Genomic DNA, 26,903 nt, shown 5'->3' on the forward strand with positions numbered 1-26,903 from the left:
TCGATAGGAAAAGCCCCGAAAACCGTCGGGCGTTCGGAGCTTCGTTCGATCGATTGGGTATGGGTTTTGAACCGAATGGATTCTGCTGAAACGACAGGCGTTTTTCTGAATCCGGATTATGCGTTTTCTTCGGCTTTGGAGAACGCCAGATAGGCTGCACCGATCAGGCCGGAGTCTTCGGAAAGGGTTGTTGTACGCACGTCTACGTAAGGAACAACCGGTCCGTGAACTTTTTCTTCACGCGGTCTTCGACGTCTTTCGTGAAGCCTTTGATCTTGGTTGCAACCGAACCGCCGAGGATGACGATTTCCGGGTCGGTGACGGCGATCAGGCAGGCGATCATGTTGGCCAGGTAATCCTTGGTGTCTTCCATGATTTCCTGAGCGACTGGATTTCCGGCAACGGCGAGATCGTTGACTTCGCCGGCGTGTTTCACTTCGAGGTTGGCTTTCTGGGCACGAGTTGTAATCGCGGTACCAGAGCAGATGGCTTCGACTGCACCGTTGAGCAGACGTCCGTGCTGCGGACCGTCTTTCCAGAGAATGCAGTTGGCGATTTCATGGGCGAAACCATGTGCGCCGTCGTAAATTTTCTTATCGATGATCTGGCCGGATCCGACGCCCGTCGAAATGGTCAGATACTGAACGTAGCGTTTGTCCTTGCCTTCGCCGACAACCGCTTCCGCCAGTGCGGCCAGGTTGGCGTCATTTTCCAGATAGACCGGAAGGCCAGTGGCTTCAGAAATGGTCTGCGGAATCGGGAATCCCCACCACGCCTGACCAAGGTTTGGCGTCGTAAGGATGCATCCGTTTTTCAGATCGAGCGGTCCTGGGCAGGAAATGCCGACACCGACAATGTCCTTGCCAAAGCCTTTAATGGTTTCTGCAATTTTGGAAAAGGTTTCGTTTGGATCTTCCGTATTCGTACGGAACTGGACGCGTTCCACAAGGTTGAGGTTTTCGTCCACAAGAGCAACACGCGCATTGGTGCCGCCGATATCAATGCCTACAGCATATTTCATAAAATGTCCCTCCTTGGGCTGACTATGATCAGTTTAACATAGCCAGACGAGCCGGGAATTAAATTCGGCGAACGCCGGACGTACATTGTGCTGCGGGAAGAGAGAGCGTTCCCGGCATTTCGTCGCGCTGGGATTCGCGGTTTCCCTGCGGAATGAGCGCGGTGATTTCGTCGTCATCGTAGCCGACGACCATTGTGCGTTCCGAAAGCATGATCGGCCGCTTTAAAATGGACGGATTGCGCTGAATGAGCACGATCAGCTCGCGAACCGTGTAATCGTTAATGTCTTTTTCAAAGATTGAAAAGCCTTGGAACGGGTCGAGATAATATCCGTCGTACCGTTTTCACACCGTGAAAGAAGATATTTGATTTCGGATTCGAGCATTAAGTTGGAAAAGATGTTTTTTCCAGATAGGAAATGTGATTTTCTGTTAGCCAGCGTTTTGCTTTCCGGCAGCTGGCGCAGCCAGGGGATGTATAGACAATGACCATAAGAACCTCGCTTTTTTGATCTGGTGTTCACCTGCATGCGCTGGCTTTTCCCTTGATCAAATTTACATGTTAATGGTAACACCATAATCCGTACATGTTTGGGAATGTGACTAAATAAGATTAGAGAATACATCTATTTCTATTTTCGTGCCATTCAGAGGCTTTTCTGCTCAAAAACGAAAAAGGCAGGAACTTCCTGCCTCTTTGTGTTTTCTTCGATTGGTATCGCTCCTTTTGACGGTTCGAAAATGCAGAAATTTTATTTTCTGTGAATTTCAAATCCAATCGATGCGAGCGGTTTATAAACCGTTACTCTACGCCGATGATGAAGGAGTAGACCGGCTGCCTGCCGCTGTAGACTTCTACTTCCGCGTCGCTGTGATCGGTAATGAACGCAGCCAGCTCATCAGCCTGTTCTTTCGTGGCGTCTTCGCCGTAAATCAGCGTAACGAGTTCGCTGTCGTCGGCGAGCATTTTGGATAGGAGCGCCTTGGCGGTATCCATTTCGTTTTCATTGGCTTCCACGATGGCCTTGCCTAAAATCGCCATGTACTGACCGGCTTTGATCGGCAGACCTTCGTACGTCGTATCCTTGATGGCGTAGGTGACTTCGCCGGATTTCACGTGCGCGATGGCTTCGTTCATATCGGACAGGTTGTCTTCCAGATCCGCTTCCGGGTTGAACATGACGCAGGCGGAAAGGCCCTGCGGGATCGTTTTGGCCGGAAGAACATGAACGTCACGGTCTTCGAGAACATCCCCGGCCTGCTGAGCGGCCATGACGATATTGGAGTTGTTCGGGAAAATCAGAACGTGATCGCAGTTGAGTTCTTCGATGGCGCTGATGAAGTCTTCCGTGGACGGGTTCATCGTCTGTCCGCCGGAGATGACTTTATCCACGCGCAGATCCTTGAACATATCGCGGATGCCGTCACCGGCAGCGACAGCGATCAGACCGTACTTTTATGCTCCGCCTGTTTTTTCGGCGCAGCGGTATGGGTCTGCTCGTTTTCCTGATCGAGAATTTCTTCGTGCTGATCGGTCATGTTTTCGACTTTCAGCTTCACAAAGCGTCCCTGGCGGCGGCCCATTTTCACAGCCACTTCCGGGGTCAGGGTATGTACGTGAACTTTGACAATGTCTTCGTCCTGTACGCAGACGATCGAGTTGCCGATGGTGGACAGCTCATCGCGGAATTTTTCTTCCGAGAAGTTGCGCATGCCGCGATCGGACAGCTGAAGAATGAATTCGGTACAGAATCCGTATTCGCCTTCACCCTCGATCTTGGTCTGGCTGGCTTCCGAAGACGATCCAGTCGACTGTTCGGCTTCGACCGGCTTGCCTTCCATAGCAAGAAGCATACCTTCAAAAATCGCCAGAAGACCGGCACCGCCGGAGTCAACGACACCGACTTCCTTTAAGACAGGGAGCAGGTCAGGTGTAGTATCCAGAGAAATTTTCGCCTCTTCGACCATTTTGCGCATGACATCGACACAGTCGGTGATGCCTTCGGTCGCGGTATAGGCGTACGTATAGTCGGCAGCTTCGCGAACGACGGTCAGAATGGTTCCTTCGACCGGACGCATAACGGCTTTGTAGGCGACACGGCTTCCGTTCACCAGAGCCTGCGCGAGCTGCATGGCATCGATTTCATCGAGATCTTCTACGGCCTGATAAATGCCGCGGAAAATCTGAGAAGTAATAACGCCGGAGTTTCCGCGTGCGCCCATGAGCAGGCCGCGGGAGAGCACTTTGGCGATCGCGCCGACACCTTTGGCATCGGATTTGAGAGCTTCCTTAACTCCGTTTGAAAAAGTGAGATACATATTGGTTCCGGTATCGCCGTCCGGAACCGGGAATACGTTCAGCGCATCAATTCTGGCCTGGTTGTTGCCCAGATTGTTCATGCCCGAACGCAGCATTTCCCGAAAGAGTTTGCCGTCAATAAATTCCATTGTTCTAAAGGCTCCTTACTTAATTGCTTTCACGCCCTGAACAAAGATATTGACTGCTTCAACTTTAACTTCCAGGGTTTTTCCAGTACGTAGCGCACGCGCTGCTGCGCAGCAAGCATCACTTCGGAAAGCTTGATGCCCTGCATGGCGATGACATAGATATCGAGAATCAGAGAATTTCCATCCTGACGCACGATGACGCCGCGGGAGTAGTTGTCCCGTTTGAGCAACTCAGCCCAGCCGTCCTTAAGCAGCTTCTGGCTGGCCATGCCAATAATTCCGTAGCATTCATTGATCGTACCGCCCACGAGATTGGCGATGGCGTCGAGAGAAATTTCAATCTCTCCGTATTCTGTAGATTTATGAATCGGCATAGTTTTGCCTCCTGTTTTCCATGTGAAAAAGCGGTGCATGCTGCACCGCTGTCATTATATCGACTTTTCATTGGAAATAAAAATCCTACAGACCGGCGAAGAAAACCGCTGGACCGTCATTTTTGACATCAGATCGGATAGAACGTATCCGAAGCGGCGTCATACGTGTAAACCGTTCCCGAGTCCATCGCACGGAAAAGATTCGTAGACGGCGAATACTGAATGTTATCGACCGCGCTCGGCTCCCAGTCATTGATCGCTGCAACGTTCACCTGCATCGTGCCGTTTGGCGTCTGAATGGTCTGAATGCCGCTGTACAGTTCCGGAACATACGGATAGGTATACACCGAATCTTCGGAGCTGGCCTGGCTGTCCCTGTTTTCGGAATCTTCTTTTTGTCGTCTTCGGACTTCTTTTGAGAATCCTTGTTTTCGTCTTTTTGTCGTCCTCCTTGCTGGACTGGCTGGAGGAATAATTCGGGTCGATTACGCTCTTTGGAATTTCGCGGTTTCCGGCGCGTTCTTCCGGAGAGAGGTACAGGTACGAACAGGAAACTTTATTTACGACGGAGTTTTCCCCATCGAGAATGAGGCAGACCTGTTCGCCCTGCAAATGTTCAAGGACCTGATTGTACGTCGTCATCATGAACAGAGAAGGAAGGGCGGTAAAAACGGTATTGCCGTCCTTGAGCACGAGCTTCAGCATGTTTTTGTCATACGTCTCGGCCCAGGGCTGAATTTCCGCGATCCGGTCAAACACCTGGCGGGTGAGCTGCTTCGGATACTTTCGCACCTGCTCGCAAAGCGATTCAATCGTCTCGTCGCTTAAGGAACTGAGCAGCGGATAGTGGACGAGCGTTTTATAGAGTGCATCGCTGTTTACCGGAATCTTTTCATTCTGGTCGGTAATGAGCGTGACCTGATCGCCGTCCTGCGTATAGCCGACAATCATTTCTTCTTCTATGGCAATGCGAATATCGTTTCCGTTTTTGGTGACATCGGCGCTGCGGATGAGCGGATTTTCTTCGAGCCGGGTGGCAATCGCGCTAGGCGACGAAAGACCGATCAGCCCGCTTTCTGATACATCGGCCAGCGCGTAAATCTGCGATTTGGAATAGTAGTAGTTTCCTTCGCAGGACAGCACCCGCACCTCAAAGGCCCGCGTAAACGGGAAGATGCAGACGGCTGCCATCGCAAAAATCGCCCACGCAGCCCATACCCAGTTCACATTGCGTCTGGGTTTTGGCTTGTGCGGTTTATAGTCGTCTTCCTCGTCATGGCTTCGCAGCGATTCGAGAAAGGCTTTCCCTTATTCATAATGCTGGTGTGTTTATCAGGATCCACTCTGGGTGTTGGTTTCGAGCTCGAGCTGGGCATCCCAATTGATCCTTTCTACTTCGGTAATCAGCTGGACGCCCAGTTTTTCAGGGCCGCCTGCTGAATGGAGCGAATCAGCGTATCCACGTCGCGCGCAGTCGCTTTTCCCTCCTCGTTGATAATGAAGTTTGAATGCATTTCACTGACTTTGGCGCCGCCGCAGTATTTTCCGCGAAATCCCAGTGCGTCCACCACTTCCCAGGCGGACCCGATCGAAGGGTTGCGAAAAACCGATCCGGCGGAAGGCTTGGATACCGGCTGACTCGTCAGACGGCGCTGCTTTCGCGAATCCATCAGGGCACGGATTTCTTCCTGATCCCCTTTTTCCAGACGCAAAGTGGCTCCAAGTACAATCCAGTGCTTCTTTTTCTGGAAAATGGAATGGCGGTATTCGAAGCCGATCTCTTCCTTGGACAGCACCCGGATCTGGGTCCCGTCGAGAATGGTGACCGTTTCAATCAGCCGCGAAAGATCCGAGCGATAGGCGCCGGCGTTCATATAGACACCGCCGCCAAGCGTTCCGGGAATGCCGTAGGCAAATTCCAGACCGGTCAGCGACTCTTTCATCGCCGACTGACTGATCGCGATCAGCGAGCATCCGGCCCTGGCTTCAGGATTTCGCCATGAAAGGCGTAGGCGCAAAATTCGCCGGTCAGTTTGATAATGACCCCGTGATAGGGCGCATCCGAGGCCAGTACGTTGCTTCCGTTGCCCAGAACCATCCAGGGAATCTTCTTTTCGTCTAAAAGCGAAACGAGATTCTGAAGATCATTCTGGGTATCGACTTCCACGAGAAAATCAGCGGGCCCGCCGATTTTATACGTGGTATGGCGGCACAGCGGCTCGCCGCATTTGACTCGTCCAAACGCCGCGAGCACAGATTCTTCGATCATGGCTTATTTTTCCTGACCGGAAATAATCGAATTGGCCCATGCGATCATATCCTGTGCTGCGTGCGGCTTGCCGGCTTTAAGGGCATGCGCTTTGAGAGACTGTCTTTTGTTCTCATCGAGAAACGCCGTTTCAATCGCTTTGGAAAGGCTATCGGCATTGAGGTCCTTTTCTTCCAGCATGATGGCGGCGTCTTCATCTACTAACATTTTCGCGTTGTAGTACTGATGATTTTCCGCCACATACGGGCTGGGAATAATGACAGCCGGAATGCCGAGAGCGGTCAGTTCCGCAAGCGTTGTGGCGCCGGCGCGGCAGACCATTCCGTCCAGCATGCCGTAAAGACGAAGCGCATCCACATACGGAACCGTATGAACGTTTTTGAATTCATCAAACGAATGCAGCGCGTCGGCGTTGTCCTTGCCGCAGGCGTAGACAATCTGCAGCGACGGATCAACTTTCGACAGCGCCTCTTTCATCAGTTTGTTGATGGAAGAACTGCCAAGCGAGCCCATGACGATCAGAATCGTCGGCAGACTCGGATCCAGATTCAGTTCCTTAAAGTAGGCTTCATCTTTTTCACGCGAGCAGCCAGACTGGCGCGCGGATTGCCGAGCAGGCAGGCTTTTTATCGCCAAACTCCTTCTGCGCCTTGTCATAGCACGTGACAATGCCGGCAGCTTTGGAAGCCACCAGCTTATTGGCTTTTCCAATGACGGAATTCTGCTCATGAAGCATGAACGGAATGCCTAAAGAGGAAGCGGCCATAGCCGCCGGTGCGGTCACGTAACCGCCAAATCCGATCACCAGATCGGGCTTTTCTTCTTTCAGATACTTTTTTGCTTTCGAACGGGCTTTGAACATCTTTAAAACAGCTTTGATCTTATTGACAAAGCTGCCGGCCAGACCGGAGGCGTGAACTGGCAAAAAGCGATAGCCGGCTGCAGGGACAATCTGCGCTTCCATGCGGTCATCGTTTCCGATAAAGAAAATATCGGTATCCGGTTCCTGTTCTTTCCATATTTGAGCGAGGGCTAAAGCGGGATAAATGTGTCCTCCCGTTCCCCGGTGACTATACATATTTTTTCATAGGGATCGGGCTTAGTATATCATCTGAAAAGAGAGGCCGACAAAGTCTTAGCGGATTGTAACAATTCCCTCCTGCCTTGTCCCCTTCCTTACCGATCGAACGATACAGCGCAACCCCCGGCGTGCATCCAGGCACGCCGGGGTTATGTATCCATTCGAAATTTCTTCAGCGCCGATGCAAGGATCGGATCGCTTCTTTGTTGATATATATCGTTTTAATACAGGCAGCAGAAAAGCCGCTGTCGGTCATCAGCTGAATGAGATCGTTTTCCGTCAAATCATACGTATGACCTGCTTCATCGGGGACATAGAGACGATACGTCATGTATCCGGATTCATCCCTTTCACTACCATAAATCAGGCCGTACATGTTCGAGTTGCCGGTCTGGAAATTTACGCAGACGATCGTGGGATAGCCTATGCTCAGATTCGTATCGATCGAATTGTACAGAGCCTCTATGTGCGCCGCGGTCAGCTGATAGAGTTCCAGATACACGCCGGTATACATTGCGCTGATGCCATTGACATCAAAAGCACGGGTCAGATAGCCTGCCAGCTTCTCGTAATCGCTGACGCCATCGATCATGACGCTATTGGCGATTTCTTCCTGACTGGAAACGATGCCCTTGTATTCGAGAATGATCTGGGGACCGCCGGACCTGTGTAATTGGATTTTTCCCGGGTGATATGCGCCAGCGGCAGCGTGTCAGCCGAGCTGGAAGGACTCTCATACGAATCGTCACGATTGGAATCATTCGGCGAAGAGGAAGGCTCTTCTGCACTCGTCACGTTTCCTGTCCGATCTTCCCCATCGGAAGGAATGAACGCCGACGTTTCCTCTTGTGCGGAATTGCGATCTTCCTGCTGACTTTCCAGTTTTTGTTTACGGCTGCGGTCTGGTCAGAAAGATGATCACTGGACGCATTCGAATTTCGTCCAAAAACGAATACACCGATCAGAACAGCCGCCACAAATAATGCCGCAATACCAATGCCCGCATACAGACCTGTTTTCTTTTTGGTCTTTGAAGTCGCTGGCATGGCGCGTGGGTTCAAAGATGTCTGCGCCCGATTTGGCGCGGCCTGTACAGGGCGCCCTGCAGCTGCACGCGGACTGGCCTGAGAGGGCTGCTGCGGTTTTGACCGCTTTGGCAGAGCGCTTCCGCAGCGTCGGCAGTAAACATCGTTTGCATTATTTGGGGTATCGCAGTTGGGACAGATGAGCGGCCGATCGGATTTCGTCTGTTCTGGCTCTGAAGCCTGCGCGAAAGGCGTACCGCAGCGCTCGCAGAAACGGCTGTCCTCCCGGTTTGGCGTACTGCAATTTGGACACTTCTTCATCGTATGGATCCTTTCTGTATTTTCGGTTATTGAATAGCCTTTCTTTTCGTCTTGCTCTATTCTTTCTGGATCACAAGAGCGTTCGATCGGTCTGAATCGATCGACGGATCGCATTAGCATCCGCTGTTTTTAGCTTGCTCATCGTTTCCTTTTGCGATTCGTCTTTACGAAAAATGCAATCGACGTGTAGTTTTGACTTCAAAAAATGGACGGGTTGCCTGAAATACGTGAACTGGAAGCGAAAAAAGATGGAATCGTAAACTCCATCTCTTTTCAGCTCGATTTGGAACGAATGATTCCAGACCGTTTTCCTTTGTAAATTTCTGGTGCTTGGTTTTCTTCATGCGGGTGTTTGCGGGTTTTACCTCTATGACCGGTCTGACCAGGGATACAGGTATGCATTTGAACCAGCAGAACGCACTCGAAGCCTGGCCGAATGAATCTCATTCGAGCTGAACAAAGCCGTCCTCACCGCCAGACAAATGAAGAAAGGTCTACGAGAAGACAATAACAAAAAGCGCAGCAGATCGGTATAAAACCAAAAGGCGGTATCCGTTTCAGATAAAGCTGATACCGCCTTTTTAGCCCGAAAAACCGGCAAAGACCGGAGTATATCCTCTGAAAACAGAGACTGCCAGAGTCTTAGCGGACTGTAGCAATTCCCTCCTGCCTTGTCCTTGTCCCCTTCCCTTATCGATCAAGCGCTGCTCAAAGAAAATCCCCGGCGATTATCCAGTTACGCCGGGGGTGTATATCCATTTAAAATGTCTTCAATGTCAATGCAAGGATCGGATCGCTTCTTTGCCGTTTGGATACTTGTCGTTTTAATACAGGTAACAGAAAAAGCCGGTGCCGGTCATCAGCTGAATGAGATCGTCTTTCGTCACGTCGTATGTATGACCTGCTTCATCAGGAATATACAGGGTATAGATCGTGCTGCCAGCATTATCGCTTTTGCTTCCACAAATCAGACCGTACGTACTTGGCTGGCCAGTCTGGAAATTCACGCAGACGATCGTGGGATACCCTGTGCTCAGATTCGTATCGATCGAATTGAACAGAGCGTCTTCCTGCGCCACGGTCAGCTGCGAGAGGTCCATATATACGCCGGTATATTGTGCGCTTATGCCATTGACGTCAAATGCGTGGGTCAGATAGCTCGCCAGCCTTTCGAAATCGCTGACGCCATTGATCATGATGCCATTGGCGATTTCTTCCTGACTGGAAATGATTCCTTTGGATTCGAGAATGATCTGTGCAGCCGCCGGACCGCTGTAATTGGATTTTTCCCGGGTAATGTGCGCTATCGGCAGCTTAGTCTCTGAGCTAGAAGATTTCTCGAATACATCGTCCGGAGTGGAATCAATCGGCGAAGAGGAAGGTTCGTCTTCCCTCGCCACGTTTTCAGCCGGATCTTCCCGATCGGAATGGATTGACTTCGAAGACTCCTCTTCTTCGGACTTGCGATCTTCCTGCTTGTTCTCGAAATCTTTGTTTACTGCGGCTGTCTGGGCGGAAGGATTTTCAGTGGACGCATTCGAATTTCGTCCAAAAACGAATACGCCAATCAGAACAGCCGCCACAAATACAGCAGCAATCCCAATGCCCGCGTACAGACCCGTTTTCTTTTTGTTTTTTGAAGTCGTCAGCATGACGCTTTGATTTGCAGGCTTCTGCGTCCGATTTGACTCAGCCTGTACAGGACGCGCTGCCGCTGTTCTCGGTTTGGACCGCTTTGGCAGAGCGCTACCGCAGCGTTTACAGTAAGCATCGTCTGATCGGTTTGGGGTATTGCAGTTGGGACAGATGAGCGGGCGATCGGATTTCGTCGGTTCCGGCTTTGGAGCCTCTGCTAAATCTGTACCGCAGCGCTCGCAGAAACGGCTGTCCTCCCGGTTCGCCGTACCGCATTTTGGACACTTTTTCATCGTAAGGATCCTTTCTGGATTTTCGTTTATCCAATAATCTTTCTTTTCGCAGTTCTTTCTTCTTTTCTGGGTATAAGAGAATTCAATCGGTCTGAACCGATGGGCAGATCATTTTTCATCCGCTGTTTTTAGTTTACTCATCGTTTCCTTCTGTGATTCGTCTTTGCGAAAAGTGCAATTGACGTGTTGTTTTGACTTCACGAATTAGCCGGTTCGGCTGAAAAACGGGAACTGGAAGCAAAAAAGACGGAATCATAAACTCCATCTTCTGGCAAAACCGGTTTGGAACGGATACTTCCAAAACGGTATTCTTCGTGAATTTTGCCGGCTTAGTTTTCTTCGGGTGCCGGAATGGGGGCGCTCCATTTTTCCATCATGCCCATGAGCGCAAACCTCTGATCGCTGTGTACGCCAAAATCCATGTTGCAGGTGGAAAGCGTCACAAAGTTGTGGTTGCGGTATTCGAGCGGACGGTAGTAGAGGAGACATTCTGGATTTCATCAAGAATGTCCTTGCGGTAGTCGCCAAAGTCGGTGGTGTAAATGGGTGAATCATCCGTTCCGGCATAAAACGCGTTGATCGTGCACCGATAGTTTTGCGACGGCGTCAGCAGCCAGAAATACGGATGGGCATTGAAAAACTCCAGATCGTTGAAATCCTTGAGGTTGGTAAACATGCCGCCGACGTCAGCCGTATGGGCATAAATGATCGAGTTCTGGTTCTGGTAGTCCGGATTTTGCGTGCAGTCCAGGAATACAGCACCCAGACGGTTGTAGGCGCCGTTGAACGAGTGATTCAAATAATAATCGTTGTCCATGGCCTGAACGACCGGATAGGAAATTCCGGTTCCCGGAACGAGAATCCAGGCGTTGATGTTCGGGTTGGCCGCTTTCAGACCTTCCCAGTCGACGGTAAATGAAGGCGCCTCTTCGCTCATCTGACCGTTTTCATCGCCGGCGGCATTATTTCCGGTAACGTACTGGTTAAAGGCATCCGTTTCTTTCTGGATGGTTCGTTCTTCGTTCCAGGTTTCGTAAATCTTATAGCCGCTCACGCCAAGAACGACTACGCAGACCGCCATAAGAATATAGAGAATGATCTGCGTAACTTTTTTCTTTCTGGATCGGCGCGGTGCGGCAGAATTATCATTCGTGCTGTCCACAGCGGGACGGTTATTCTGATCCATAGTTTTTCCTTTCCGATTCGCCAGAATTTGAGTTTCCAAAAGGAGCAAAAGAGCGGTCTCTTTTTATCTGTATCCTTATCGTCTGCTCTCTTTTGTGAGCGCAGCGGGCGAATCTGAATCTTCGATTATCTTAGCGAATTTTACAGAGGCAGAAAAGGACGGAAGGCGCCAGCCGCCTCTCTTGGCCGCAAACGAAAAAGAACCGGCAGGTTTTCGCCTGCCGGAACGTATACAGTCTATAGGATACTGGTTCTGCCGAATAATCTGAGTGTTGGGGCAGAATCTGGAAAGATCGACTGAAGTCTGTGATTAGCGATTGAGTTTGGACGCAGCCGCTTCGTCTATGATTACGACTACATCTGGATGGTTCTGCAGAACAGAAGCCGGGCAGGCTGTGTCTACTGGTCCTTCTACCATGGCTTTTACTGCATCCGCTTTGGATTCGCCGTTGGCTACGAGAAGGATTTTCTTCGCATCCATAACGGTACCGATACCCTGCGTGATAGCATGTGTCGGTACTTTGTTGATGTCGTCATCGAAGAAACGCTTGTTGGCATCGCGTGTGCTTTCGGTAAGTTCAACGATATGCGTTCTTTCATCGAACGGTGTGCCCGGTTCGTTGAATCCGATATGTCCGTTGCGGCCGATACCGAGCAGCTGGATATCTACGCCTTTTACCTGATCGTCATAGGCTTTTGCATCTTCTGCAGTGCTTCCGTAAGGAACATGCGTGTTGGCTGGATCGATGTCCACGTGGCTGAACAGATGATCGTTCATGAATGTGTAGTAGGACTGCGGATCGTTGCGGTCAATGCCTACGTATTCGTCAAGATTGTAGGTATGAACGTCTTTGTAGGAAGTTCCGTTTTCTTTGTGATCCTTTACCATTTCGGCATAGAGGCCTTCCGGAGAGCTGCCGGTAGCCAGTCCGAGGACTGCATCTGGGCGTGCATCCAGGACTTCTTTCATGACTTTGAACGCTTCTTTGGAAAGCTCATCATAGTCTTTTGTAACAATTACTTTCACAGTATTTTCCTCCTAGGTACATCTATTATAAAAGGATTCCTTCCGTTTGAATCTTCGAAATTGATAAAACGAAACAAAAGCTTAATTTGACGCGTCGCCTTTGGATACGTAGCGAATCAGATCGTTTCCAAAATAGTCCGCCAGAATGGATTCGTAAAACTCATAATGCACCGGTACTGGCCAGCTTAACAGTTCCATCGGCACGCCAAAGAGCGTAATCGTAGTCTTGCAGTCGTTCATGGAAGAAGAAAGATAAAACCGCTTTCTGCGCACAGCTTCTTCGGTTGTCGGCGCCTTGGTGCTTTCGATCTCAACAATAAACGGATGCTTTCGAACTTCCTGCAGCCAGGTCAGAATGCGAGATCCGATCCGATGGCCTCGAATCGTCGGATCGACGGCCAGATAGTCGAGAATGTCCGCTTTTTATTTCGAATCAGAAAAATGAGGGCAGCCGGCTTTTCATGAAGTTCGGCGTAAAAGAGCTCCATTTTTCCTTCTTTTTTCCATCGAGAATCATCGAAAACGGCTTGCGCTCCGAATCGGGAAAAGAGTTCTGGTACAGCGTTTCAATTTCTGTACGGTATTTACAGTCTTCTTCAAAAGGAAGAATTTTCAGATCGTTTGTCTGGGATTCCATATTTGCGTTCACCTGCTTTCTATGCGAAAACGCAGCGCTTCTTTCCTTCTTATTAATCCGTTTTGGACTGTAAAAGAAACATAATGCGCTTTCATTCATGATCACCATAACAGGATATGCAAAAATGCCACTCACCGGGCTTTTTCGACTTGGCGGCGGATTCCATAACGGCGTATGCAAAGCAGCAGAATCGGGGATAATCAGGGATAAACAGAAAAACGGCTGCAGCAGAAATTCAGCCCGTTCCGGGAGGTTCTGCTCCAGCCGTTTTCAACTTTTTCCTGCCAGCATTCATTCCATTTCCTTTAGCTGGTTTGCTTTAGCTCATCCAGGCGTTCTTTGGACGGAAGAAGCCGCAGTTCCAGCAGATCCTGATGCAAAGTATCTATACAGATTTGCGCCTGCTCCGTTGTATGGGACGAACGATCTTCCAGAATCTCGATAGCGTCTGTGAGATGGATAAAAATTTCTTCTTCATACAGACCAAACTGTGCGCTTGATTCGCTGGTCTGCATCAGAACGGCTCCTTTGCGAAATACCGTATCCAGAAGATCCTGCATTGGATTTGTTCGAACCTCCAGGCTCGCTGCCTCAGAAGCAAACGCATTAAACACTGGCCGCGTATACGCGTAAATCCGATAGGACGTGTCGGGTTCGAGAGGGACGAAAGCCGGACTGCCCTGCCATTCGAGGGTATCCAGATCCGGATCCTTCATGTCTTCTTGCGCTTTTACAATCGCGTAGATACCGCCGTCAACTTTCTGAACGCTCAGAGTGGAGGAAGTCACCAGATCCATTTTCAGTTTAAGAGCGCTCGGTCGTTCGGGAATTTTAAAGCGATAAATCGCAGAAGCAAAGTCATAGTCTGTCGCATCCCTTTGCAGATAAACATCGACCCCAGGCTTTACGGAAAGCATCTCATCATAGGTGAATTCGATTCCATCGCTGAGATCTGGAGTATAGCCGTAACGAATGCCTGGAGAAAAATGGCATTGATCCGCTCGTTCGCATAATCGATTCCGATCACCGGCCAGGACCATCGAGCTGGAATTGTCCAGGTTTCTGTAACGGAAGTTCCCTCTTCCTTTGTATACGTCAGCAGCTGTATACGTCAGCAGCAGCGGCGCCGGAAGTTCGTCGTCAATGAGACGGCCGATCGAATCGCCGTTCGGAATGGGATCGCCATCTAGCGTGCTGACGGTATATTTCGAATCAAACGAAATCGTTTCGCTGCGATAGACAAAGTGCAGAGGCGAACGACGGACATGGAGGGCTGCTTCTGAATTTTTCTTGCCTGGTGCGCTTGCACTGATTTGGAGGGTTACTTCTTCTCCTTCTTCCAGTTCAATCGGATCGGACCAGGCGAATCGTTCGGCGGGCTCGCCGTTTACAGCAATCGAATCCGGACTGATGGTCTGGACATAAATGTCCTCTTCGTCATTGCGAAGTTCAATCGTCGCGCTGCCGTTTTCAAAGGAAACGATCTGTCGGGCGCGTGCGGAGTCAACTCGATTCGTCCCGATTTGCGCAGATGCTTTGGAATACGTTCTTGTAACCGTATTTCCTGTCTGACCTTCTTCGTTTACCGTGCGAGCCAGCAGTATATGCGTCTGGTCCGGCAAAGCAAAGCGCAGTTCGATCGGCGCAGTGTATTTGGCAAACACCGATCCATCCATCGAATATTCGATCGGTTCATTTCCTGCACTGGAAAGTTCCAGAAGGGTTCCATCGTTGACTTCCCCGTCCATCTGCGAAGAACGAACGGTGCTAAGCTCCTCTTTAGATTCTGGCAGCGGATTGGTAAAGCCTTTAATGCAGACGTTGGTCAGGACAAAACTGTCGGCCATCCCGTAAACGTCTTCCCATTGCGCGCTTTCATAATCGTAGACGTAGCTTTCGTGTCCCGTTCCCATTTCTTCCACAAAGTCTTCTTCCGGGTCTTCACAGCCATACGTTTCTACAGGAATGGGATTCTCGTATTCCGGATTATCAAATTCGATAACGATGCTGAACTGGGAATTGGAGTGAAGAACGGCTGGCTGTTCGAGCTCAATCGTATGATAGCCGGTATACTGCTCGCTTCCGCTCTGTCGGCTGACCAGCCTTCCGTTTTCCGGATTTTCCCCTGCACCTCCGTGTAGACCGAAAGGGTATAGGCTGTACCAGCGTCCGTCGTATAAAACGAAGCAGCCTCAAGAAGTTCATCTTCTTTCGCACTGAAAATATTGGCTGCTTTTCCCAGACACGGGTTATTGTTGCTGCCTTCCAGGGAGGTGTACCACCCCAGGGTATCGTATTGATAATTGCGCTGATAGTTGTCATTTTATTCGAGAAGGAAAACTGTACCAAAGGAAATTGCGCTGTCTTCGTAGGAGAGCCAGTGAGTTCCGTTTTCTCCCCAGTCGTACCCCCAGCTGTTTTGAACGAGCCAGGCGCCGTCATGTTCGGGCTGCGCACTTTCGTTAAAGTTTTCTCTGGAGAAGCTGTCATCCCAGCCGATTATCTGTACGACATGATCAGTTAGATGTCCCGGTTCGTTATCCCAGGCATTCGTTTCTTCGATGTAGCCGCTGTAGTTGCCGACGTTTACGTTAATGACGGCTGGTCCGTAGTCATAGACAACCTGTTTGATGATCTGCTGGTCCACAGTATTTCGATCCGGATCTTCGTACGCTGAGGTAGGAAGACAGAACGCATCCTGCAGATGAAAGTCCGCTTCATAGCGCATGCTTTCGTCAGGGATACGATCAAAAATCAGACATAGGCAGTTTTTCTTCCCGAATCGGTCCTTTCCAGGCGGCTAATGACGGTGCAAGAAGACTGCTGCTTCCCCATTCCCGTACGGATCCCCATTCATCTGCAAAATCTCTTCTTCTTTCCCGGTCAGCGTATACCATGCTGCATGCAAGGAAGAAAGCTGGAGTCCATGTTCCTGATCATATAGCGTTTGCGCAGCTTCCTCTATCCCGGTAATTGCCCAGCAGGTCGAAAGCGATCCCTGATCTTCCACGAGAAGCAATCTTCCCTGATCCCGCAGACTGAATCTGAACGGGAGCGTTCTAGCCGAGGTTTTCGTCTTCTGATTCTTGCGATATTGCCTTGCATAATGATCGGAAAGATACGAAAGATCCATCGAAGAAGGAGCCTGTCCATGCGGATCTTTGAGCCAGTTCAAATATTCTGAATTAAAAGCGGATGGATCGAGTCGATCGGCGACCGGACTTTGGGGAATGGTCTGACCCTAATCCTCCATGCTCTCCTTTGCCTGAACAGGCTGCTGCCCGATGCTTATCGACAGTCCGATCAGCAGGGCTAACCATTTCGAAGCCTTCATTTGATTTCTCCCTTTCTTCTCGCTTTAAAGCGTTTGATTCACTTCCTTTTTCTTTTACTCGAAGCCAACGCCAGTCTCTTGGCTGGGGAAAAGGATTTGGTCTCATTTTATCGTCAGGATTGAGGATTGGAATTTCCAGCGTGGAATGTTTTAAAAGCTTCTCCTTTTGTATCTACTGTTTATGTCAGGATTTTGCCTTCTTCAAAATCAAAAGTTACATCCTCTTAAAAATACGAGATCGAGGGAAGACAGAAAAAAACGGCTTTGAAATTTCGTGCGTTTCCGTTGAAAACGGCAGATCGAGTTCAAAGCCGCAAAAACAAAACTCTGCCGAGTGATCGGCAGAGTCAAGTTAACAAATATTAGAAGAGCATTCCAGTTGCTGCTGGGTCGATGCCTGCTGCAAGCAGAGCTGCATCTTTCGATGTGTACCAAGGTACTGGGATCAGTGGATCATATCCGGATCCGAGGATACCGAACATACCAGCTACGATACCGATAACGAGGAGCAGAAGGATACATTTGATTGGTGTCCATCCTTTTTGAGGAGGAAGTACATCAGCAGAGTCAGAAGCAGAGGAATAAGGCAAGGCAGGATCTGGTTCAGGTAATCCTGAAGAACGACTGGGCTTTCGCCGTTAGCGAATACGATACCAGTTGTGGTTCCGCCGCCGTAGTTAGCTGTAAGAGCACCTACAACGAATACACCAAGGATAGAAGCAGCGCGTGTGAATTCTTTAGCGTTAGCTGTCATCATCTTAACTGCATCCAGACCGAGGTTGTAAGACCAGTACATCAGGACGTAACGAAGAATCATTTCAATGCCGAAGGCAACAACGAAGTACAGGATTGGACCCATCATCGATCCGTTGATAGCCATACCGCAAGTCATACCAGCGATAATTGGGATAAGTGTGAACCAGAAGAGAGCGTCACCAATACCGCCCAGAGGAGCAGCAGTGGAGATACGTACAGCACGGATTGTCTGGATATCCATTTTGTTCTGTTCCATGGAGAGAACGAGACCCATAACGAATGTTACCAGGAAGGGGTGCGTGTTCAGGAAGTCCAGGTTCTGACACATGGACATCGAGAGGTCAGTTTTGTTTGTGTGAATCTTTTTCAGACCAGGGAGCATGGACCAGAGCCAGCCGATAGCCTGCATACGTTCGTAGTTGAAGCAGATCTGAAGGTTGCAGGAACGCCAGATCATTTTCGTCAGGGTTCCTTTATCCAGTTTTGGTGCTGGAGTCAGATCTGTGTAATACTGCATATCCTGCAGATTGAGATCTGTATTAGATGCCATCAGAGAATCCTCCTAAACCTGCGTTAGATGCAGCTTCTTTAATGTTGATCGAAGTGAAGTAGTTGCTGCATGCGATACCGATACCGATGAAGGCAATCAGTACGAGAGTAGCGGAAGCCACTGCTGGGATGTTACCAATAACCAGAGCCATTGCAAATCCAGAAAGGAAGTAGCCCCACATATCGTTGGAAAGCATGATTTTCAGCAGAACGCCGAATCCGACGAAACGCATCATGCCGCCGGCAACAGCGAGACCGCCGTTCATCAGCCAGGAAGCGTTAGTGGAAAGGGATTCCATTGCAGGCTGAATAGCAGCGCCGCCTACGTAAGCCAGGATAGCGATAACTGCGAACAGACCGCCAAGAAGAGCTACGTCAGCGAGGACAGCATTCGTTACACCTTTTGTTTCACCCTTGGAGCAGGTGTCATCGCACCATGCGTTGAAGGAAGAAGCGATTGTGAACACGATGGTTACTACATAAGTACCAAATACAGAGAAGATTACAGCAGAACCGAGAGCAGCGTCTACGGACATCTCTGTCTGGCAGGCGAAGATCATAGCAACAACTTCACCGATAACTACGTTTGCGGGCTGTGCGCCGCCGACAGGCATAGAACCAATCATCATCAGTTCGTATGTTCCGCCAAGTACCAGACCGGTATTTACATCGCCCAGGATTGCACCGATGATCGGGCAAGCGCAGATTGGACGGTAAATAATCTCAGTCAGGGAAAACTGGTCAATCGCGAACAGGAATGTAACGATTGCCAACAAAACGACTTGCATAATTTTTCTCCTTTGTTTTGTTAGTGCAATTTAGCTAAAGAGTTTGGAAACGTCTTCTTTAGCTGTGTTAGGTGTGCGCTGGATTTCGAGTTTAACACCGAGATCCTGCAGCTTCTTGAATGTGGCGACGTCGTCATCGTCTACCGCAACACTCGTAGCTACCTGGCGTTTTCCTTCATGCATGTGCATGTTTCCAATGTTCAGAACATCGATTGGCACGCCGCCCTCGACGAGCCGTAACGCGTCCTGAGGAGTTTCCAGGATCAGGAAGATTTTCTGAGCAGGACTTGCTTTGCTGATGACAGCGATCGTTTTATCAATGCTGAAGTAACGAGTCTGTGCATAAGCTGGAGCAGCCATGTTCATCAGGCCCTGACGGAACTGGTCTTTCGCAACTGCGTCGTTTGCAACGAGAAGCAGGTTTGCTCCAACCACCCCGGCCCACTGTGTTGCAACCTGTCCGTGAATCAGACGGTTGTCAATTCGAGTCGCAACAATGTTTGGCATTTATATCTCTCCTTTCTGTCAAGCTATGCTGTGAAAGCACTCTCTTATCTACGATTATAAACAATGCATTCCCATATCATTTGCACAAATTGGATCAAGATTTAGATTTTTCGTTCAAATAAACCAAATTTGACGGAAAATTTGCGAAATAATGCCGAAGAATTAACGCAAAGCTCAGGGCTCGCAGACAGGGATTGGCATAGCTTTTCATGAAAAGAAAAGAGTATGCCAGTCAGCCCATTTCCACCCGATTAAAAATCATTTCTTTTAGACAGCAATCTTATACAAATCGTCTTATCCTGTATCAACAATTCATATTGGAAGGTTTCAATCTGGGATGGAATGATGACACAAGGATTATCTAACAAACAGCCGCAATTTCCAAACATTTTGTGATAATTTGGGATAATATTTTCAAATTGATTTATTTAAATATCAGTAGAATCTTTTGCGTCCGTTCAGGCAAACGCTTTCCCAGGTACATCCGAAGAAATGTAAACGTTATCGGAATCGGGGAATGTTGAATTTTTCTACAATTTGGTATTTCTGCAGTATTCTTAAATGCCTGCATCTTAGATTCTGGAAGCAACAGTGCAGTTCTATACTGCAGCCTGCCTTCTGGATCCGAGTGCCGGCTCAATCGTTTTCTGCAAACGGTATATCCGCTTCTGCATGGAATCGGTCGATATTGAAACACAGATCAAAACCAATACTGAAAAGAGCACCCGGCTTTCGCGTTCCTGGATCAGACAGAACCGGGCGCGCAGCGCTTTCTGTCCATTCAGACCGGATATGGAATACAGACTTCGAAATGCATGCAGATTCGGAATGCAGCGAATCTCTGCGAATGAACTCGAACAGTATTGAACCTCAGCCATATAGACAGAAAGAGTACAGATCGTATAGACAGAAAGAGTACAGATCGTTTTACTGCCTGATCCGATCTGGAAACGCGCTCAATGAATTCCTGGATCAGGCCCTTGCAGATTCTTCTTTCTCTGCTTCTCTGCAGGTCCCTGCCCAAGTCCGACTCGAGACCTTTATCTTATCCTTAGCTTCTTTGAAAATAAGGAAAGCCCTGATCGTTACGCGTTCAGCAAAGTACAGAATCTCGGATTTTCGGAGCCATAGCCAGGAAAAGTCCATACAAAACCAGGTCTGATGAAGAAGGGACAGCCAGATCGTCCCCTCCCTTTAACAGACTGAACATCTGCTCTTACAACCGTTAACCCCTGTTTACTGCCACCCATCACATAAAGATTCCATAAATATTTACTGTTTTAAACTAAGGTTTTTAGCAATTGCAACGACCGTATTTTTATAAGCTCTGCTCTCTTTATAACGCAAGTTCTGGCCCAGAATTGTCCATACAAATAAGAAAAACATCCGTTTTTGAAATTTGCTTTGCATTGATCGAAAATATCCACCTCGCCTTCGAACTAATTTATTCAATCTTAATGTACGGAAATATCGATTTACTCCACAGATTTGAACTTTTTAGTGAAATATCGACCGAAATTTACAAAATTTGCCCTTTTAATTTCCGGCTCATTTACACCCCATCAAACGCTGGATATACTTTTTGTATTAGAAAGCGTTAACAAGACAAAATAGTCTCTTTGTTGCTCTAAACAGTATTTGAAGACTTTTGCCTTGAAAATTTGGAATAGTGGTGAAATATGCTCAAAAGAACAACGCATTATCAGTTTCAGCCGTATGGCTCGATCCTCTACGATCTGTCCGAAGTGGCTGAACAGCATGCCGACTACCAGCAGAACGCTCTTAAACTGACGGCTAAGAGCTTCTCGCATGTGTACTCTTCGAACGAACCCTGCTACATCCAGTGCAAATCGGGCATTGTGCTGATGGCTGTTTCAAAAGACGGGGATACTTTTGAAAACTTTGTCATCCATCGGATTGTCAAAACGAATCCCGAAACCTTCTTTAACTTCATTTCGATCTCAGATGATGCCGAGATTGATATCTGCTACCGTAAATCAAATCTGGAAATTCATCCGGCTGCGCACGAAGTTACGTTCAGCCCGATGGTGACCAATCTTCATATTCATGAAATCCTGACCACCTTTTATCAGGTTCGAAAAGAAGACTACGTTTTCCCGGGTGAAGCGCACTCGTACTATGAACTTGTTTATATTGACCACGGATCCATGGAAATGGACGTGGATGGCAAAGCCTACTCCCTGAGCATGTACGATCTGATGCTCTACTACCCAGGACAGTTCCACTCGCACTACACAAAACATGATCAGACGTGTTCGTATCTGACCGTTATCTTTAAGATGGATGACACGCTGGCGGATTCGCTGTGCAATCGTGTCTTCCATACACGCAAAGATATTTATCAGGTCCTCTGCTCCTTCATGAAGGCAGTACAAACGGAAGACTATCTGAACCAGGAACTTGCGATCCTCTATCTGAAGGAAGTCATCATTCTGCTGCACCAGTTCGACCATAAAGAAGAAGTCGATGCAGGCATCAACCCGATGCAGCAGCATTATGAACACACTCTGCTCAACGAAATTCTGGTCTACATCAACAACAACATCTGTTCGGCATTTACGGTCGAGGATCTGTGCATTAAGTTCTCGGTTTCGCGCTCTTCCCTGCAAAACCTCTTCCGGACCAACCTGCACATCAGTCCGAAACAGTACATCTCCAACCTCAAGCTGAATCACGCAAAGCTTCTGATTCAGGAACACAACCGTACGATCTCCGAGATCAGCGACATGCTTGGCTTCACCAGCATTCACTACTTCTCGAGAAAGTTCAAAAAGCAGTACGGTCTTTCCCCGACGGATTACTCCAAGTCGATCCATCCTTGATCGCCGGATCGAGCAGGTACTGGATGTATTTCCAGGCTATGAGAAATCAGGCATAACAATAGATGTTTTTTACGGAGTTTGTATTTTATAAGCGAGCTAAGAAGGCTCGCTTCATAATCAAATTCCCTTTCTTAAACTTTCTTGGAAAAAGGGCTGTCCCGGCCCTTTTTCGGTAAGCGTCAAATAAAAGACGGGTATTTTCTCGACCGCCTCCTTGGGATAATTCCTTTATTCAAGGAGGCTTTTTCATGGAATCAATCATCCCTGCAATCGATCTCGGTATCGATTTCTCCAAAGTTAAAAACATCTATCTGGCTCAGATGCCTGCTGACCTTCGCAAAGGAATTGACGGTTACGTCTCCCTGGTTCAAGGACCTCTCGCTCTGGATCCGCTGGATGGATCCCTCTTTCTCTTCGTTAATCGACAGAAGAACAAGATCAAAGGTATCCTTCGTGACGGAAATGGATTCTGGCTTGTTTATAAGCGACTCTCCAGATCTTCCCTTCAGTGGCCTGTCAGCACTGACCAGTCCGACTTCATGCGAATTGACTGTTCGCAGCTGGCTTCTCTGCTTTCCGGTCTGTCGATTGTTCCCCAGCCGGCATTTCTGCCACGAACTTATAAGTATGTTTAAACCAATTTAAAAGGATGATTTTTTGAAGGAATATCAAGATAAATCATCCTATTTACTTTATCTATCGCTCTAAATATGTTAAAATTAATACATGAATGTGCCGAACCCTTACCAGACAATCCGCAACGAGCTCCTCGAAGATCTTCATCATCAGATCAGCACCATGACGGAAGAAGAGAAAGACAAATTTATTGAGGATATGTACCTGGATCTCTATTTCGCTAAAGAAATCAATAAAGCCGTGAAAAGCGGCCGCTTTGGTCCTTCTACGGAAAAGATGGTTCCCTTGAAACTGGATTACTCTGAAAACGAGGACGGCGGCCCAGATATCAATATTCTGAATAAACAGCTGGCTCAGCTTGATCTGAAAGCCGATGATTGTTTTAACCGGGCTGCGAAATATCAGGAAGAGGGAGACCGCTATCGTAAAGAAGCTGAAGATTTAAAGCTCAGTTCTGTTGAAGGAAGCAAGAAAAACCTTCCACCAAGTGCAGAAAGCAGGAAGCGGTCAAAGAAACCACTACCTTCAGTGTAGAAGGGAAAAGCGCATTTGCCCAGTTTGCGGCTGTGAGATGAAAACTGTTGGAATGAAACGTCACTATAGGATTCATCGGATTCCCGCTCGCTATAGGCTGGAAGAAGTGCTGCGTGAGACAGTCGCGTGCCCAAACAAGTGTACGGATGAAAACGGGAAAGCCATCATCCGCACCGCCGAACCTGACGAGCCTGCACTGATCGACAAGAGTGTCGCAACTTCCTCTATGGTCGCGGGAATTGCCTACGATAAGTTCGTAATGGGAACCCCGGCCTATCGTCAGGAAAAGCACCTGAGTCTCACGGGACTGCCGATCAGCCGTCAGACCATGGGCAACATCCTGGAAAAACTTACGATCTTTATCTGAAGCCCCTCGTAAAACAAATGATTGAGGATCTCCCAAACTGTAACGTCGTCCATATGGATGAGACGGTTTTAAAGTGCACGGAGGTTAAAGATCGAAAACAGTCTTCTATGGTTGTCGCCGTCAGCGGAATCTATGAAGAGAACCAGATGGCTGTCTATAAGTTTTTCCCTTACAAGAAACAGGAGTTCGTAATCGCCCTCCTTGGCGGTTCTTTTCGTCATGCCCTTATGACAGACGGGCTTTATGCATATGCCAACTACTATGGCCCCTGCAGAAAGCTCAACTGTATGGCCCATGCGAGAAGAAAGATCTTCGAAGCCATCAAAGTCCGGTCAGACTTCGCGCAGTATCAGGCAGACGTCCTGAAGTGGGAAAAGACCACACTGGAGAACGACGAAGAGGCCGCAGAAGCGGCAGCCCAGCTGGACGAAACAGAGAGACCCGAACCAAGTCCGGGTCTCCAGATTCTGCTCACAGCCCTGTCTCTGTTCGGGAAGCTCTACCACATCGAATCCCACGTTGCTTCTTACTCGCACGAGGCGAGAACCGAAGTTCGGCAGGAACTTTCAAAGCCCTGCTTTGAAAGACTCACAAGAGTCATGATGGAGATTCAGAGTGGATTCGAGGAAAGAAGCACCGCCTACAGAGCAGCCAAGTACTTCATGGATCGAGCGAACTCGTTGGGAAGGTACCTGGAAGACGGTGATTATCCGATCGACAATAATGTGGCAGAAAGAGCCGTAAAGCCATTCGTGATCAATCGCAAAAACTTCCAGACTACGAAGAGTATCAAAGGTGCGGAAGTCGTCGCAGCGTTTATGACTTTGTTTCGATCGGCTGAAATGAACGACTTAAATCCAGAGCGCTACATGGAGTACGTTCTGGATGAACTCAAATGGTTCAAAGACGATGAAATCGCGGTAGATGTATTGAAGTCACTTCTGCCGTATTCAAAGGATTTACCTGAATATCTTCGAATTGGATACCGTGGACCGGATCCGAAGTATGAAGAAAACGATGAAGAATAAAAAATACGCCAAGCGGGATCTCGAAAGGGATCCCGTTTAGCGTATCTAATATTCAGTCTCGCGTATACCCGTCGATTGTTTGACACTTACTTTTTCGTTGTCCAAATCAAATATCGTCCTTTACTGAACGAAGAAAAGAGCACGCATCAAACGGAAGATGCGTGCTCTTTTGCTATACAGAAAAATGTCGTCGTTGCGGATGCTCTGTTTTCTCTTTGAGTTTGCCCTGAGGAAACGAGCGAATCCGGGAATTAGATTCCGTCGGAGAAATCGTCGGATTCAGCTGCAGGAGCCTTGAATTCGAAAGCCTGTACCTGGTCTTTGCCGACTGTGATCGCCTGTTTTGCCAGCTGATGAATGTCATCCATGAACTGACGAACGAGGTTGATTTCTACGAGCATGCCAAGGTTTGTACCGGCTACAACTTCATAGCCTCTTGGGAAGCCGAGTTCTACGCTGACTTTGAACGGCGAACCGCCAGCCAGGTCGGACAGTACGAGTACAGACTCGCAGTCTTTCAGGTTGTTCATGGCTTCTTCAAGATGAGCAGCCAGATCATCGGTCGAATCGGTCAGGTTGAAATCTACCGCATAGTAGTTTTCGGCCGGTCCGGCAATAACGTTTAAAGCTTCAGTCAGACCAGACGCAAAGTGTCCATGTCCGGTTACGATAAGTCCAATCATTATGCGTTTTCCTCCACAGTGACTTCAGTTTCCGATTTGAGTTCGTAAGGATAGATGGTAACGCCCTGAACAACGCGGTTAACTTCGCCAGTTGGGCATGGGTTATCCGGTGTGATGCCAAGAGAGATGGATTTGAACAGTGCGATTACCTGAGCAGCCAGGATGTAGTCGAAGGCAAGGTACATGTTGTCTTTTGCGAAGAGCAGACCAAAGTCGATATAGAGGTCAACGAGTTTTTCGATGTCTTCGTATTTACGAGCGGCTACGGCTACCAGTTTGTTGCCCTTTCTCTGGGAAGCCATTTCCTTAACCAGGTCGTATTCATACTGTCTCTGATATGGATCATCAGAAATGTAGATAACGGTCAGGGTTTCGTCGTTAACAACAGATTTTGGTCCGTGACGGAAGCCAAGCGGAGAATCGAAGGTTGTTGTAACCTGGCCTGCAGTCAGTTCGCAGATCTTCAGCTGGGATTCCTGAGCGATGCCTTTCAGAACGTTTGCGCCAAGGTAAACGATACGGTTGAAGTCATAGGATTTAACCAGATCTTCACAGGCTTTGTAGCCATGGTCGAGGAAGTGCTGTCCTCTGAGGATAACGTCTTCCAGACGAGCTTCAGTTTCTACCAGGTGATCCAGGTTGAAGCAGAGCATAGCAGCCAGCATCATGTTGGAGAAACTGGAGGTCATGGCGAAGGACTGGTCGTGAGTCTCTTCCGTCAGGTTGATATCGAGGGCGTTGTCGCGTGCAGCAGCAGCTTTTGCGAGTGCGCCGTTCTTGTTGCAGGTGATGAACAGATGGTAAACGTTCTTGCCGCATACCGCGTCTGCTACCTGAACTGCGCCTACGGATTCCGGAGAGTTGCCAGAACGGCCGAAGCTGACGAGCAGAGTCTTGCGGTTTTTGTCGAGGTAGTTTTCTGGAGTTTCTACCAGGTCAGTCGATGCATAGGATTTTGCGCGGAAGCCTGTGCAGGTGTTGATGAAAGAATAGAGGGCATTGCCGACATATTCACTGGTTCCAGCACCGGTGAAGATGATATCCAGGTTTGGATCTTCCAGAAGCGGATCGATGAATGCCTTAATTTCGTCTTTCTTTTCTTTAATCTGTTTGAGTGTTTTCTTCCAGGTGTTCGGCTGCTGGTAGATTTCCCGAGCTGTCCAGATGCCGTTTGCGCTTTCCCAGAAGTTCTCTTCATGACCAAAAATCATGTTTGATTCCTCCTTTAAAGTTGGTTTCATTATACTTTGATTTACACTTTTACGATTATCCGACGACATTTTTGTTTAAAAAGTGCAAATCAGCGAACGGATTTTTGAAGTCCATTCCTCCCTAATATCGTACTCTGTCTCAAGCCGGATTTGAGCAAGAAATAACCCCTGAACGGATATTTTTTGAGTTTTTGCCCCTTTTATCCGGATCCAGTACATCATTTTTCCAGTATTTTGATTTTATCGTCTCGATCGGATTGGTTGATTTCACCGACAGTTCCTGTTTCTATTCGCTGCCCGTCCGGATCGGTGAAGCATCGTCTCTTCTTTTGACGGAGGCATTTTCCAGAAAC

The 26,903-nt window shown here is 48.6% G+C and carries 28 protein-coding genes and 4 pseudogenes; 6 read left to right on the forward strand and 26 right to left on the reverse strand.

What is annotated here, in order from left to right; genetic code table 11:
* Positions 1–202: 202 nt before the first annotated feature.
* The 24 genes and pseudogenes from KWG61_RS12315 to agaB all read right to left on the reverse strand — a co-directional run bounded on the left by KWG61_RS12315 (position 203) and on the right by agaB (position 19,248).
* Positions 203–1,021: an ROK family protein gene (locus KWG61_RS12315; protein WP_242744018.1), complete on the reverse strand. Its 819-nt coding sequence runs from the start codon at positions 1,019–1,021 to the stop codon at positions 203–205.
* A 58-nt stretch (positions 1,022–1,079) separates the two neighbouring features.
* On the reverse strand, positions 1,080–1,274 hold the full coding sequence (locus tag KWG61_RS16725) for an ArsC/Spx/MgsR family protein (RefSeq protein WP_305138076.1): 195 nt from the start codon (positions 1,272–1,274) through the stop codon (positions 1,080–1,082).
* A gap of 130 nt (positions 1,275–1,404) precedes the next feature.
* Entirely contained in the window at positions 1,405–1,512 is a 108-nt protein-coding gene (locus KWG61_RS17740) for a glutaredoxin domain-containing protein (RefSeq protein WP_367614210.1), read from the reverse strand.
* A gap of 309 nt (positions 1,513–1,821) precedes the next feature.
* Positions 1,822–3,467: pseudogene (locus tag KWG61_RS12325) on the reverse strand (DAK2 domain-containing protein).
* A 29-nt stretch (positions 3,468–3,496) separates the two neighbouring features.
* Positions 3,497–3,841 (reverse strand): Asp23/Gls24 family envelope stress response protein, encoded by a 345-nt coding sequence (locus tag KWG61_RS12330; protein ID WP_367614211.1) that lies wholly within the window; start codon positions 3,839–3,841, stop codon positions 3,497–3,499.
* A 128-nt stretch (positions 3,842–3,969) separates the two neighbouring features.
* Positions 3,970–4,119, reverse strand: coding sequence for a hypothetical protein (locus tag KWG61_RS12335; RefSeq protein WP_242744020.1), 150 nt, complete (start codon positions 4,117–4,119; stop codon positions 3,970–3,972).
* Positions 4,091–5,068, reverse strand: a complete 978-nt coding sequence (locus tag KWG61_RS12340; protein ID WP_242744022.1) for a cell division protein FtsQ/DivIB — start codon at positions 5,066–5,068, stop codon at positions 4,091–4,093. Before KWG61_RS12340 ends, KWG61_RS12335 begins: the two co-directional genes overlap by 29 nt.
* Before the next feature lie 176 nt (positions 5,069–5,244).
* Positions 5,245–5,784, reverse strand: a complete 540-nt coding sequence (gene murB, locus KWG61_RS12345; RefSeq protein WP_242744024.1) for a UDP-N-acetylmuramate dehydrogenase — start codon at positions 5,782–5,784, stop codon at positions 5,245–5,247.
* 20 nt (positions 5,785–5,804) lie between these two features.
* On the reverse strand, positions 5,805–6,110 hold the full coding sequence (locus KWG61_RS12350) for an FAD-binding protein (protein ID WP_242744026.1): 306 nt from the start codon (positions 6,108–6,110) through the stop codon (positions 5,805–5,807).
* A gap of 3 nt (positions 6,111–6,113) precedes the next feature.
* Positions 6,114–6,746 (reverse strand): glycosyltransferase, encoded by a 633-nt coding sequence (locus tag KWG61_RS12355; protein WP_242744028.1) that lies wholly within the window; start codon positions 6,744–6,746, stop codon positions 6,114–6,116.
* Positions 6,688–7,188, reverse strand: coding sequence for a glycosyltransferase (locus KWG61_RS12360; RefSeq protein ID WP_242744030.1), 501 nt, complete (start codon positions 7,186–7,188; stop codon positions 6,688–6,690). Before KWG61_RS12360 ends, KWG61_RS12355 begins: the two co-directional genes overlap by 59 nt.
* Before the next feature lie 175 nt (positions 7,189–7,363).
* A complete protein-coding gene (locus KWG61_RS12365; RefSeq protein ID WP_242744031.1) occupies positions 7,364–7,783 on the reverse strand; it encodes a hypothetical protein in 420 nt (139 codons plus the stop codon).
* 199 nt (positions 7,784–7,982) lie between these two features.
* Positions 7,983–8,537, reverse strand: coding sequence for a zinc ribbon domain-containing protein (locus tag KWG61_RS12370; RefSeq protein WP_242744033.1), 555 nt, complete (start codon positions 8,535–8,537; stop codon positions 7,983–7,985).
* Positions 8,538–9,361: 824 nt separating this feature from the next.
* Entirely contained in the window at positions 9,362–10,189 is an 828-nt protein-coding gene (locus tag KWG61_RS12375) for a hypothetical protein (protein ID WP_230267494.1), read from the reverse strand.
* Between the two features lie 108 nt (positions 10,190–10,297).
* Positions 10,298–10,465: pseudogene (locus KWG61_RS17745) on the reverse strand (zinc-ribbon domain-containing protein); the annotation flags it as partial.
* 439 nt (positions 10,466–10,904) lie between these two features.
* The gene (locus KWG61_RS12380) at positions 10,905–11,651 is read right to left on the reverse strand and encodes a class B sortase (protein ID WP_242744036.1); all 747 of its coding nucleotides are present in this window, start codon (positions 11,649–11,651) and stop codon (positions 10,905–10,907) included.
* A 309-nt stretch (positions 11,652–11,960) separates the two neighbouring features.
* Positions 11,961–12,677: a glucosamine-6-phosphate deaminase gene (nagB, locus tag KWG61_RS12385; protein WP_230267497.1), complete on the reverse strand. Its 717-nt coding sequence runs from the start codon at positions 12,675–12,677 to the stop codon at positions 11,961–11,963.
* Positions 12,678–12,758: 81 nt separating this feature from the next.
* Positions 12,759–12,917: a hypothetical protein gene (locus tag KWG61_RS12390; RefSeq protein ID WP_242744037.1), complete on the reverse strand. Its 159-nt coding sequence runs from the start codon at positions 12,915–12,917 to the stop codon at positions 12,759–12,761.
* 193 nt (positions 12,918–13,110) lie between these two features.
* A complete protein-coding gene (locus KWG61_RS12395; RefSeq protein WP_242744040.1) occupies positions 13,111–13,314 on the reverse strand; it encodes a hypothetical protein in 204 nt (67 codons plus the stop codon).
* Between the two features lie 305 nt (positions 13,315–13,619).
* A pseudogene (locus KWG61_RS12400) lies at positions 13,620–15,601 on the reverse strand (lectin like domain-containing protein).
* A 36-nt stretch (positions 15,602–15,637) separates the two neighbouring features.
* Positions 15,638–16,042, reverse strand: a complete 405-nt coding sequence (locus tag KWG61_RS12405) for a C1 family peptidase (protein WP_242744043.1) — start codon at positions 16,040–16,042, stop codon at positions 15,638–15,640.
* 968 nt (positions 16,043–17,010) lie between these two features.
* Positions 17,011–17,921 (reverse strand): annotated as a pseudogene (locus tag KWG61_RS12410) (PTS system mannose/fructose/sorbose family transporter subunit IID).
* Positions 17,922–17,943: 22 nt separating this feature from the next.
* On the reverse strand, positions 17,944–18,741 hold the full coding sequence (locus tag KWG61_RS12415; protein WP_230267502.1) for a PTS sugar transporter subunit IIC: 798 nt from the start codon (positions 18,739–18,741) through the stop codon (positions 17,944–17,946).
* 30 nt (positions 18,742–18,771) lie between these two features.
* Entirely contained in the window at positions 18,772–19,248 is a 477-nt protein-coding gene (agaB, locus tag KWG61_RS12420) for a PTS galactosamine transporter subunit IIB (protein ID WP_230267503.1), read from the reverse strand.
* Between the two features lie 591 nt (positions 19,249–19,839).
* On the opposite strand from agaB, the gene KWG61_RS12425 reads away from it, so the two are divergent.
* From KWG61_RS12425 to KWG61_RS12445, 6 genes are all read left to right on the forward strand, one after another.
* A complete protein-coding gene (locus KWG61_RS12425; protein WP_242744045.1) occupies positions 19,840–20,115 on the forward strand; it encodes a hypothetical protein in 276 nt (91 codons plus the stop codon).
* Between the two features lie 812 nt (positions 20,116–20,927).
* Positions 20,928–22,091 carry an AraC family transcriptional regulator gene (locus tag KWG61_RS12430; protein ID WP_230267504.1) on the forward strand — a complete coding sequence of 388 codons (1,164 nt, stop codon included), beginning with the start codon at positions 20,928–20,930 and terminating at the stop codon, positions 22,089–22,091.
* 248 nt (positions 22,092–22,339) lie between these two features.
* Positions 22,340–22,726 carry an IS66 family insertion sequence element accessory protein TnpB gene (tnpB, locus tag KWG61_RS12435; RefSeq protein WP_230268547.1) on the forward strand — a complete coding sequence of 129 codons (387 nt, stop codon included), beginning with the start codon at positions 22,340–22,342 and terminating at the stop codon, positions 22,724–22,726.
* Positions 22,727–22,817: 91 nt separating this feature from the next.
* Positions 22,818–23,261 (forward strand): hypothetical protein, encoded by a 444-nt coding sequence (locus KWG61_RS12440; RefSeq protein ID WP_242743366.1) that lies wholly within the window; start codon positions 22,818–22,820, stop codon positions 23,259–23,261.
* A 37-nt stretch (positions 23,262–23,298) separates the two neighbouring features.
* Positions 23,299–23,628, forward strand: coding sequence for a transposase (locus tag KWG61_RS16490; protein ID WP_256460690.1), 330 nt, complete (start codon positions 23,299–23,301; stop codon positions 23,626–23,628).
* A 17-nt stretch (positions 23,629–23,645) separates the two neighbouring features.
* Positions 23,646–24,656 (forward strand): transposase, encoded by a 1,011-nt coding sequence (locus KWG61_RS12445; RefSeq protein ID WP_242743364.1) that lies wholly within the window; start codon positions 23,646–23,648, stop codon positions 24,654–24,656.
* A gap of 251 nt (positions 24,657–24,907) precedes the next feature.
* Here KWG61_RS12445 and agaF read toward each other — a convergent pair whose 3' ends face one another.
* Both agaF and KWG61_RS12455 read right to left on the reverse strand, forming a co-directional pair.
* Positions 24,908–25,339 (reverse strand): PTS galactosamine/N-acetylgalactosamine transporter subunit IIA, encoded by a 432-nt coding sequence (gene agaF, locus KWG61_RS12450; protein WP_230268255.1) that lies wholly within the window; start codon positions 25,337–25,339, stop codon positions 24,908–24,910.
* Positions 25,339–26,550 (reverse strand): SIS domain-containing protein, encoded by a 1,212-nt coding sequence (locus KWG61_RS12455; RefSeq protein WP_230268256.1) that lies wholly within the window; start codon positions 26,548–26,550, stop codon positions 25,339–25,341. The genes agaF and KWG61_RS12455 overlap by 1 nt, the downstream gene beginning before the upstream one ends.
* Positions 26,551–26,903: the final 353 nt, after the last annotated feature.

The sequence above is a fragment of the Allobaculum sp. Allo2 genome (assembly GCF_022701175.1).
GTDB lineage: Bacteria > Bacillota_I > Bacilli_A > Erysipelotrichales > Erysipelotrichaceae > Allobaculum > Allobaculum fili.